The organism is Bacillus sp. 22-7 (assembly GCF_010628845.1).
In the GTDB taxonomy this organism is placed as follows: domain Bacteria; phylum Bacillota; class Bacilli; order Bacillales; family Cytobacillaceae; genus Cytobacillus; species Cytobacillus firmus_B.
The window spans coordinates 137,817-145,580 of sequence record NZ_NJQY01000013.1 but is presented as its reverse complement, the minus strand read 5'-3'; the positions used below and the strand labels follow the sequence as shown (position 1 = coordinate 145,580).

7 protein-coding genes are annotated in these 7,764 nt (G+C 43.1%); 2 read left to right on the top strand and 5 right to left on the bottom strand.

Annotated features, from left to right (window positions below):
• Positions 1 to 243 precede the first annotated feature (243 nt).
• Positions 244 to 768, top strand: a complete 525-nt coding sequence (locus CE058_RS11345) for a MerR family transcriptional regulator (protein ID WP_048009804.1) — start codon at positions 244 to 246, stop codon at positions 766 to 768.
• A gap of 35 nt (positions 769 to 803) precedes the next feature.
• Here CE058_RS11345 and CE058_RS11340 read toward each other — a convergent pair whose 3' ends face one another.
• From CE058_RS11340 to CE058_RS11325, 4 genes are all read right to left on the bottom strand, one after another.
• A complete protein-coding gene (locus CE058_RS11340; protein WP_048009803.1) occupies positions 804 to 1,400 on the bottom strand; it encodes a sulfite oxidase-like oxidoreductase in 597 nt (198 codons plus the stop codon).
• Between the two features lie 337 nt (positions 1,401 to 1,737).
• A complete protein-coding gene (locus CE058_RS11335; RefSeq protein ID WP_048009802.1) occupies positions 1,738 to 3,048 on the bottom strand; it encodes a Na+/H+ antiporter family protein in 1,311 nt (436 codons plus the stop codon).
• Positions 3,049 to 3,280: 232 nt separating this feature from the next.
• Entirely contained in the window at positions 3,281 to 4,783 is a 1,503-nt protein-coding gene (locus tag CE058_RS11330; protein WP_163142616.1) for a leucyl aminopeptidase, read from the bottom strand.
• Positions 4,784 to 4,861: 78 nt separating this feature from the next.
• Positions 4,862 to 5,239 (bottom strand): DUF309 domain-containing protein, encoded by a 378-nt coding sequence (locus CE058_RS11325; protein WP_048009800.1) that lies wholly within the window; start codon positions 5,237 to 5,239, stop codon positions 4,862 to 4,864.
• 122 nt (positions 5,240 to 5,361) lie between these two features.
• Between CE058_RS11325 and CE058_RS11320 the strand changes: the two genes are divergently transcribed.
• Positions 5,362 to 6,027, top strand: coding sequence for a hypothetical protein (locus tag CE058_RS11320; RefSeq protein WP_163142614.1), 666 nt, complete (start codon positions 5,362 to 5,364; stop codon positions 6,025 to 6,027).
• A gap of 469 nt (positions 6,028 to 6,496) precedes the next feature.
• On the opposite strand, the gene CE058_RS11315 is transcribed toward CE058_RS11320, so the two are convergent.
• Positions 6,497 to 7,663 carry an IS256 family transposase gene (locus CE058_RS11315; protein WP_163142611.1) on the bottom strand — a complete coding sequence of 389 codons (1,167 nt, stop codon included), beginning with the start codon at positions 7,661 to 7,663 and terminating at the stop codon, positions 6,497 to 6,499.
• Positions 7,664 to 7,764 lie beyond the last annotated feature (101 nt).

Genomic DNA, 7,764 nt, shown 5'->3' with positions numbered 1-7,764 from the left:
GGTTTTCCTTATCCCCCACTGATTGTTAGTTGAACCAATCGGGCCTTTACGGGCAGTTTGACCCCCTCTTATCCTCCTTTGATTCCTCTGAGTCTTGAAGTGGGGGTCTTACTGCCCGTTAGACTGCGATAAAAAAAATGTAAAATCCGCACTTTCTTTAGCGAAAGAAAACTTGTTTTGTCAGCCGGGAAGGACTTCACGTTAAACGGGTAGAATTCCTTGTGAAAACGGGAGGGGATCAGTATGAATACAAGTGCTGCTGCTAAATTATTAGGGGTTTCACCAAGCACTATTCAGCGATGGGTTAAACAACTGGAACTCCGCACGGAACGAAATGAATTGGGTCATTACTTATTTACGGAAGAAGACATTAGCCTGCTAAAACAGGTGCAGGATCAGCTTAATCAGGGGATAATATTGCAGGACGTTACTGTAAAGGGAAAAAAGACGAGAAAGGGTACGGTTCATGTAGAAGCAGCTGCCGCTCCGGCAATAGAGAAAATATATTTAAAAATCAGCGAGCTTGAGAAGCGGCTGAATGGAAAAGCAGATGATGTGGTGTCTTATCAGCTGCTTCAGCACCGCAGCGAAATAGAGGAACTGCAGAAAGAAAATGCACGCCTGCTTAAACGAATTGAGGCTCTTGAAGCCAGGACAGCTGTTAAAAATCGGGACATCCCTTCTGATACCCTTCTGGTTTTTGATCAGGAGAAGCCCAGGAAGAAATTAAAAAAGAGAAATATTTTCACAATGCTGTTCGGATTTTAATAAGAATAAAAGCGTATGCAACGCTTTTATTCTTATTAATCATCCCAGCTGAACCGCTGTTCACGAAAGGGGTCTCCATAGTTGTGATAGCCGTTTTTCTCCCAAAAACCAGGCTTGTCGGTTTTAGAGAACTCGACGCCTCTAATCCACTTTGCACTTTTCCAGAAATACAGATGCGGAATCACGGCCCGCAGCGGAAATCCGTGCTCGGGAGTAAGGGGCTCACCGTTATGGGTATGTGCCAGCAGACTGGTGCTTTTTAGATAATCCTTAATGGGAAGGTTCGTGGTCCAGCCCTCTTCCGCATGAAGAATCACAAATTGTGCTGTTTCTTTTACGCCTGCCAGCCTGGCAATTTCTGCGGCGGAGACTCCCTCCCAGACATTATCAAGCTTTGACCAGCCCGTGACACAGTGGATATCATTTTTATACAGAGTCTGAGGAAGGTTCATTATCTCCTCATGCGAAAAGGATAATTCCCTATCCACTTCTCCAAATATTTGCAGGTTCCATTCCTTCATATCCTTATAGTACGGAACATTTCCATAATGCAATACAGGAAAGGCAGTCGTCACATTTTGATTGGGCGGTACCCGGTCTGAGGTCTGTTTTCTGATTTTCCCAAAATACACTGAAGCCACCTCCGTTCCTTTTCTTTTATCGTACCCTACTTTACGGGCTGATAACAAAACAAAAGCGGAAGCGCCTTGCCCACGAAGGATCGCAGACTAAGATCGCCACGTCCTGTGGCAACGTCTGCATGACCCGCATCCTGCGGGCCTCAAGCACAAGACGAGCCTTCCGGAAAGGCGTTCTTTGCCTTTTTGGGAGGATTGGCTTGTGACCTCGAGGAGGTAGGCGCTGAAGCTAGACGTAGATAAATTCTTCCACAGAGTTATATACAAATCGCGATTTTATAATTTCCTAAAAAAATGAGAAAGCAGCCCCCTTCCGGGAAGCTGCTTACGATTATAAGACCATTGCCGCCAGCCATCCAAACAGGATGAGCGGAATATTGTAGTGCAGGAATGTTGGCACACATGTATCCCAGATGTGATTGTGCTGTCCATCTGCATTCAAGCCTGCTGTTGGCCCCAATGTACTGTCTGACGCAGGAGAACCGGCATCTCCAAGAGCTGCGGCTGTTCCCACTAGAGCAATCGTTGCCATCGGACTGAAGCCAACCTCCAGTGCAAGCGGCACAAATATAGTTGCAATAATCGGGATGGTTGAAAATGAAGATCCAATCCCCATTGTAACAAGTAAGCCGACAAGAAGCATCAGCAAGGCTGCAAGTGATTTATTATTGCCAATTACCTCAGCCGCCTGTGCAACAAGGCTATCTACATCGCCTGTTTCTTTTAATACATCAGCAAATCCGAATGCAGCCAGCATGACAAATCCAATAAATGCCATCATCTTCATACCCTCAGTTAAAAGCTGATCTGCCTCGTTCCATTTAATCGCACCGCTGATATAAATAACTAAAATACCTGTCAGCGCCCCAAAGATCATCGAATCAAGCTGCAGCTGGACGATGAGAGCTGCTGCAATCCCAATGAGAGAAAAAATAATGCCCTTTTTGGAGTAATTGCCTTTTTCCCTCTCAATTAATTCTGATGGACGATAATCCCTTTTTTTACGGTAAACAAATAATGCCACTAAAAGCCCCGCAACCATACCGGCTGCAGGAATAAGCATAGCCTTCGGGATATCAGCCATTTCTATTGCCAGCCCGCTGTTCTCCATATTTTCTGCGAGTATTCCGTGGAATATCTGGCCAAAGCCTGCAGGAAGCAATATATACGGAGCCGTTAAACCAAATGTCAGTACAGACGCGATCAGACGCCGGTCTATTTGCAGCTCATTCATAACCTTTAATAATGGCGGAATTAAAATGGGAATAAACGCGATATGAATGGGAATTAAGTTTTGGGAGAAAATAGACATTAATAATATAGAAAATACGATGAGTGCCTTTGATAATGTTTTCCCTTTGGATTCCCCGTCTTTTCCAACCTTGTCCAGGACCCATTCCACTAATAGATTCGGAAGCCCCGTTGCGGAAATGGCCAAGGCAAATCCGCCCAATAACGCATAACTCAATGCAACCTCTGCACTGCCTCCAAGTCCATTGGAGAAAACTTCAATTGTTTTATCTATACTTAATCCGCCTGCGAGCCCGCCTGCCAATGCACCTGCCACAAGAGCAAGAACCACATTGACGCGCAGAAGGCTGAGAACAAGCATGATCAAAACTGCAAGTATAACTGCATTCATGATGCAACCCTCTTTCTATTCTTTGTTTCACTTTTACTTTAGTCTGCTAAATTGGTAGAGAACTAAAACACATGTATTAAATTATCATACTAGTGCTTTTTATGTCAATGATTTTAAGACGATTTGAGATGGGAGTTTCCGCCAGACGGATGTTATTTTGGATAAGCCGGCCGCTAAGGCTTATTACTAGCATAAAAAAACCCCGGATCGCTCCGGAGTTCTGAATTCACTATTATTTTGTTACAAATCTTTCAACCAGCAATGCCAATGTACGCACCATAACGCCTGTCGCGCCGTCTGGTCCAAGATCATGGCTTTTTCCTGTCGTGGCTGTACCTGCAATATCGAGGTGCACCCATGGAGTGTCTTCGGCAAATTCACCGACAAAACCTCCGCCCATGATCGCATGGCCGGCACGTCCGGGTGAATTGTTCAGATCTGCAATTTTGCTGCTTCTGATTCTTTCTTTATCTTTTTCAAAAAGAGGCAGCCGCCAGATTGGTTCGCCAGCTTCATAGGAGGCTTCCAGCACCTGCTCAAACCACTCTTCATTATTGGTTAATGCACCTGTTGTTTCTTCCCCCAGTGCAACAATGACACCGCCAGTCAGGGTTGCGACATCCACCAGGTAGTCTGCTCCATGGTGCTTCGCATATGTTACTGCATCAGCAAGTGCCAGACGTCCTTCTGCATCCGTATTGAGGACTTCAATGGTTTTTCCGCTCATGGAGGTGAGGACATCATCCGGCTTAAACGCAGTTCCGCTCACCATATTATCTGTAGAAGGAATGACTGCGACAACATTTTGTTCAGGCTTCAGTTCGCCGATGACTTCCATTGCCCCAAGTACTGCCGCTGCACCGCCCATATCGGATTTCATGCCGACTATGCCGTCCTTAGGCTTAATGGAATAGCCTCCTGTATCGAAGGTGATTCCTTTGCCGACGAGGCCAATTACATCCTTCCATTCTTCCTTGCCCTGATATTTTAAGACAATCATCTTAGGAGGCTCTGCCGATCCCTGGTTAACCGCCAAAAGAGCACCCATGCCAAGCTTAAGCATGTCCTCTTTTTCCAGGATTTCTACTTCAAACCCATATCTCCACGCCAGTTCAGATGAGTAATTTGCCAAGTCAGTGGCAGTCAGCATATTGCCTGGCAGATTGACTAATGTGCGAGCTGAATTCGTTCCTTTCCCGTGGGCATATCCAACTGTAAGGGAAGCCTTTACATCTTCTTCATCTGCAGCTTCACAATAAACAGCAATACTCTCAATTTCCTTTTCCGGTTCATTTGGTTTCTGTTTGTAATCTTCAAACTTATAGGTGGAAAGGGCAAACGCCTCGCTTAGTGCATGTGCTGCATCCAGCGCATCTACATTACCGCCAATAAAAGTATCAAGACAAACACCGGCATTTTGAAGCTTGGACGATTTCACTTCCTTGAATGTCTTTCCTAAAGCTTCACGCAAACCTTCAAAGCTGAATTCTTTTTCTTTTCCAAGACCCACTGTAATAAATCGTTTGGCCCCAATTTTTCCAAAAGTATGTATTTTTGCAATCGCTTTCTTCTTAGCAGAAATATCGCCGCTCTTCACAAGTTCTGTCAAATGGCCCTCAAACTGTTCATCTGCACGGGCAAGTATTCCCTCAAACCTGGCTGGTTTATCAAAAACACCAACAATCAGGCATTCCTGTTCGGCTGTAACGTCAAATTCTTTCTTAACAGAAAACATACTGGCACCCCCATAATCTATTTATCTCTTATTATATCGAAAATATTGAATTATTTCGACTATCTAATTTCTGCTTTGTTAATCCTTCAGATACAGTACCAGCTGAGGTAATTTAGGAAGAATACCGACCTTATCAAATGGAAGACGGTCGATATCTTTCGGAAATATAGAGAGGCATTCTTCAATAAAAGCGTACACATGCTCAAGATCCAATCCCCAATGTCCGGGTCTGTATGCCTGTAAATATTCATGTGCAGCCTCCATCATTAGCCTTGCACCTTTGACATTGCCATATTCATAGTGATAAATGCTGACACTCATTTGCAGCAGGCCTTTAAAAAACAAATTGCCTTTATCAGTCATCCACATTTCTTCAAGAAGATCATGGCAGGTGTAATAATCACCTTCATTGAAACTGACAAAGAATTCATAGTACTCAAGAGGATAGTCTTCCATGAAATCACTCCATTTTCCGGATCTTGTACTGATCATTTTAACAAAAAGAAAAGGGATTATCCTATTCTTAAATATAATCATTAATTATGGGGTAAGAAAATAGAGACAGAAAGGAGAATGTTATGGATCCTCTATTATTTGCCGCTTTTACAGCCGGGTATATCCTGCTATTTATATGGGCCATTCTTATTGTAAAGAACAGCGGCCCTGTTAGTGCTGCCTTCCTGCTGCCTGTAATTCTCGGATTGATTTACGATAATGGAATTCTTGCTGCTGGAAGTTTGATCGGGGAAGGCAATACTCTAAAGCTACTGAATTATGCACGATTCTGGATTCATGCCTTTTTTACACCGCTGCTTGTTCTATATTCCTGGCATACTTTAAAACAAGCTGATATTGATTGGGCAAAAACAGGTACACTAAAAGGGGCTGCATACCTGCTCACTGCCGGATTGATTCTTCTGGAGCTTTTCACCGAGGTTTTCGGCCTTGAACTTGAAGCGAAATGGGAATATGGAGTTCTAAGCTATTCAAACGCTGAGGCAAAGGGCGGCCCTCCGATAATGGTGCTGATCATTTCCGCCGTATTGCTGGCGGCATCTGTATTTATTTGGCGCAAACAGGGATGGTTCTGGTTTTTTGCGGGTTCCGTCTTGATGATTATCGGAAGCGTAATTGATATTCCAGTTGAGAGTGCCGCTGCCGTGAATGCTTTTGAATGGATTCTTTTGCTTTCCCTGACAGCAACAGCATATTTTCAAAAAAAGCGCGGTTTAACAAAAACTTAAAGCAGACCCTCTTGCAGGAAGGAACAATCTGTTGGAGAATATTAGTTAGTATAACATTACGAAGTTCCTGAATCTGCAGAATCCGAGCCAGGTATAGCTTCGGACACAGGAAGCTGAAATGAGCTGGTCAAGGTCCGAACATGGTTTTACTTCAGACAAAAAATGCAGAAATAAGCTGGTCACAGTCTGAACATGGCTCAACTTCGGACACAAATTGCAGAATTGAAGTCAAGTCCATATTTTTGTGTAAAAGTGTCAACAATGGTTTTTAGCTTCTTAGAATTTTGTATAGTGGGCTAATATTATTTTGAATTTACATTGAGGGGCGGGCATGATAGCCTGGAGGGCAAGCCAGGAGTTGTATAACTCCTGGCTTCCTGGCTTTCCCTCATGCCCGCCGGAGGCTCAATGTCAATTTAAAATTAGGCATTTCCACTACCTCTGTATAGTATTACAGTATTTACTTTTCTTATTGTTGTCTTACTATTTTTTTCATTGCCTGTTCCTCATTTACCTGCATAAGAACAGCTCCAATCATTCTGAATGCCGATTGGGTATTCGGAAAGATCCGTATGACTTGTTCTCTTCTTCTTACCTCTTGATTTAAGCGTTCCAGTGAATTTGTGCTGCGGATATATTGTTGAAACTTAACTGGCTCATTTAAATATTGAATGGCATCTTCGAAGCCGTCCTCTAATATTTGAATGGCTTTCTCTAGCTTATGATTGTTCCCAAAACGTTCTTGAAACTCCTCTTTAAAAAGGCGTGCATCTTCTACACTAACAGCTTCAAAGATTCTCTTTAATCCTAGTTTCTCATCCACAATTCCTTTTTTAGGCAGTGCATTAAAGATATTTCGCTTTAGATGGACCGTACACCGTTGCCAAACGGTTCCTACAAAGACCTCTTTTAGCGCCTTTTTCAAGCCGGCATGTGCATCCGTAATAAATAGCTTTGGTGATTGAATGCCGCGTGATTGCAGGTGAAGTAAAAATAATTTCCATGCCTCATAGCTTTCTGCGTGATCCACTCTTATCCCAAGAACTTCACGGCGGTTTTCTTCTGTAATAGCAGTGGCAATATAAACAGCCTTTGATACAACCCGATTGTGTTCACGCACCTTGATATACATCGCATCAGCAAAAATGTAAGGATAGTAGGTTGTGTTCAGTGGACGATTGGCCCATGCATAGACAACTGGATCCAGCCTTTCCGTGAGAGAAGAAACAAAAGACTTAGAAACACTTTCCCCGCAAAGCTGTTGTACAATATTTTTCACTTTCCTAGTAGACACACCATTGACAACCATCTCAAGGATTGAAAGAACAAACGCCTGATCACAGCGCGCATATTTCTCAAACAAAGAAGGTGAAAATTCTCCCTTGCGTGTACGAGGAACCTTCAAAGTTACCCTGCCAATACTCAAAACGAGGTCGCGTTCATAGTAGCCGTTCCGAGTATCAAGTCGATCAGAAGAACGTTCATAAGCTCCAACCTGTAAGTAGTCATCACGCTCTTTTTCCATGACAGAATTCAAAACAAGAACAACCGAAGCCTTAATAACAGCGTCAAGGTCTGAATTCATTACGGATTCTTTTAAATAGTCAAGATTTAGGTTAAACTGATATTGAGTCAAAATTAATTCCTCCACAATGATTTTTCGTCGTTGATAACCATTGTGACCATTAGGAATTAATTTGACTCCTTTTCTTTTTACACAATTATATGGACTTAATC

Excerpts from the sequence above, each read along its gene's own strand:
- CE058_RS11345 (WP_048009804.1), top strand. The coding sequence starts at position 244 with ATGAATACAAGTGCTGCTGCTAAATTATTAGGGGTTTCACCAAGCACT.
- CE058_RS11335 (WP_048009802.1), bottom strand. The coding sequence starts at position 3,048 with ATGAATGCAGTTATACTTGCAGTTTTGATCATGCTTGTTCTCAGCCTT.
- CE058_RS11330 (WP_163142616.1), bottom strand. The coding sequence starts at position 4,783 with ATGTTTTCTGTTAAGAAAGAATTTGACGTTACAGCCGAACAGGAATGC.
- CE058_RS11325 (WP_048009800.1), bottom strand. The coding sequence starts at position 5,239 with ATGGAAGACTATCCTCTTGAGTACTATGAATTCTTTGTCAGTTTCAAT.
- CE058_RS11320 (WP_163142614.1), top strand. The coding sequence starts at position 5,362 with ATGGATCCTCTATTATTTGCCGCTTTTACAGCCGGGTATATCCTGCTA.